The sequence below is a fragment of the Salinisphaera sp. Q1T1-3 genome (assembly GCF_003602005.1).
Taxonomy (GTDB): Bacteria; Pseudomonadota; Gammaproteobacteria; order Nevskiales; family Salinisphaeraceae; genus Salinisphaera.
Genome location: NZ_QZWD01000029.1, coordinates 1 through 2500, shown reverse-complemented (window position 1 = coordinate 2500; position 2500 = coordinate 1). Strand labels below are relative to the sequence as shown.

The window sequence follows — 2500 nt, the reverse complement described above, 5'->3', positions numbered from 1 at the left end:
GCAAGTGCAGCACGGGAGACACACTGCGAGAGCTAACTTCCGTAGTGGAAAGGGAAACAACCCAGACCGCCAGCTAAGGTCCCCAAGTCATGGCTAAGTGGCAAACGATGTGGGAAGGCACAGACAGTCAGGAGGTTGGCTTAGAAGCAGCCATCCTTTAAAGAAAGCGTAATAGCTCACTGATCTAGTCGGCCCGCGCGGAAGATATAACGGGGCTAAAGCCATGCACCGAAGCTGCGGACTTGTGATTTATCACAAGTGGTAGAGGAGCGTTCCGTAGGCCGTGAAGGTGTGCCGTGAGGCATGCTGGAGGTATCGGAAGTGCGAATGCTGACGTGAGTAACGATAAGGCAGGTGAAAAACCTGCCCGCCGAAAATCCAAGGTTTCCTGCGCAACGCTATTCGGCGCAGGGTGAGTCGGCTCCTAAGGCGAGGCCGAAAGGCGTAGTCGATGGGAAACGGGTTAATATTCCCGTACCTCGCATAACTGCGATGGGGTGACGAAGAAGGTTAGGTTGGCCGGGCGTTGGTAGCCCCGGTTTAAGCATGTAGGCAGGGTGTCCAGGCAAATCCGGATGCCCTTGATGCCGAGACGCGATGACGATCGCTTACGAGCGAGAAGTGACCGATACCATGCTTCCAGGAAAACCCTCTAAGCTTCAGGTTATGCAGACCGTACCCCAAACCAACACAGGTGGATAAGGTGAGAATCCTAAGGCGTATGAGACAACTCGGGTGAAGGAACTCGGCAAAATGGCACCGTAACTTCGGGAGAAGGTGCGCCCCCGGTAAGTGAAGCTCCTCGCGAGCTGAGCTGGAAGGGGCCGCAGAGACCAGGTGGCTGCGACTGTTTACTAAAAACACAGCACTCTGCTAACACGTAAGTGGATGTATAGGGTGTGACGCCTGCCCGGTGCCGGAAGGTTAAGTGATGGGGTTAGCTTTAGCGAAGCTCTTGATCGAAGCCCCGGTAAACGGCGGCCGTAACTATAACGGTCCTAAGGTAGCGAAATTCCTTGTCGGGTAAGTTCCGACCTGCACGAATGGCGTAACGATGGCCACACTGTCTCCACCCGAGACTCAGTGAAATCGAAATTGCTGTGAAGATGCAGTGTTCCTGCGGCAAGACGGAAAGACCCCGTGCACCTTTACTACAGCTTTGCACTGGATCTTGAACATTTTTGTGTAGGATAGGCGGGAGGCTTTGAAGCGTTGGCGCTAGCCAGCGTGGAGCCACCCTTGAAATACCGCCCTGAAATGTTCGAGGTTCTAACCTAGGTCCCTTATCGGGATCAGGGACAGTGTATGGTAGGTAGTTTGACTGGGGCGGTCTCCTCCCAAAGAGTAACGGAGGAGTGCAAAGGTACCCTCAGCGCGGTCGGAAATCGCGCAACGAGTGCAAAGGCAAAAGGGTGCTTGACTGTGAGACCGACGGGTCGAGCAGGTACGAAAGTAGGTCTTAGTGATCCGGTGGTTCTGTATGGAAGGGCCATCGCTCAACGGATAAAAGGTACGCCGGGGATAACAGGCTGATTCCTCCCAAGAGTCCACATCGACGGAGGAGTTTGGCACCTCGATGTCGGCTCATCACATCCTGGGGCTGAAGCAGGTCCCAAGGGTATGGCTGTTCGCCATTTAAAGTGGTACGCGAGCTGGGTTTAGAACGTCGTGAGACAGTTCGGTCCCTATCTGCCGTAGGCGTTCGAGATTTGAGAGGATCTGTCCTTAGTACGAGAGGACCGGGATGGACGTACCTCTGGTGTTCCTGTTGTCACGCCCGTGGCATTGCAGGGTAGCTACGTACGGAAGGGATAAGCGCTGAAAGCATCTAAGCGCGAAGCCCACCTCAAGATGAGATCTCGCTAGTCCCTAGAGGACTCTGAAGGGTCGTCCGAGACGAGGACGTTGATAGGCCGGGTGTGTAAGTACAGCAATGTATTCAGCTTACCGGTACTAATTGCCCGTGAGACTTGGTCATATAACGCTCAAGCGCTCTTGACCGCTCATGACAGTGTTCGATTGCACCCAGATTGTTAACCCGTTTGCCTGGCGGCCATAGCGCGTGGGAACCACCCGATTCCATTCCGAACTCGGAAGTGAAACCGCGCCGCGCCGATGGTAGTGTGGGGCCTCCCCATGTGAGAGTAGGTCACCGCCAGGCTCTACACCGAAAACCCCGTCGCACGCGCGACGGGGTTTTTTTATGCCTGAGATAAGCCGGCGGGCATCAAGTGCACGCTGGCCTACGAAGACGGGGTTTGCGCCGCGAGCGCTTTTGAAGGTAAAACAGAATGATCGATGCCGGCTGCGCGGTCGAGGCGCGGCGGCGTACCACGGCGCAGGAGATGATTCGTGTCGGTCATTCCCCGGATTCTCAAGCTCGATGCAGGTGGTCTCCCGGTCGAGTGGGTCGACTGGAAGGAGGCGGTCAGTCTTTATTTCACCGACAAGATCGCTTGGGAAGCGGGTACTGAAAAGATTCACCTGCGCGGTGGTCGGT

2 rRNA genes (1 of these 2 cut by a window edge) are annotated in these 2500 nt (G+C 55.5%); both read left to right on the top strand.

Annotated features, from left to right (window positions below):
* Nucleotides 1-1978, top strand: a 23S ribosomal RNA gene (locus tag D3260_RS16940); it begins 914 nt to the left of the window's first position.
* A 67-nt stretch (nucleotides 1979-2045) separates the two neighbouring features.
* Nucleotides 2046-2161: ribosomal RNA gene (gene rrf / locus D3260_RS16935) — 5S ribosomal RNA — on the top strand.
* Nucleotides 2162-2500: the final 339 nt, after the last annotated feature.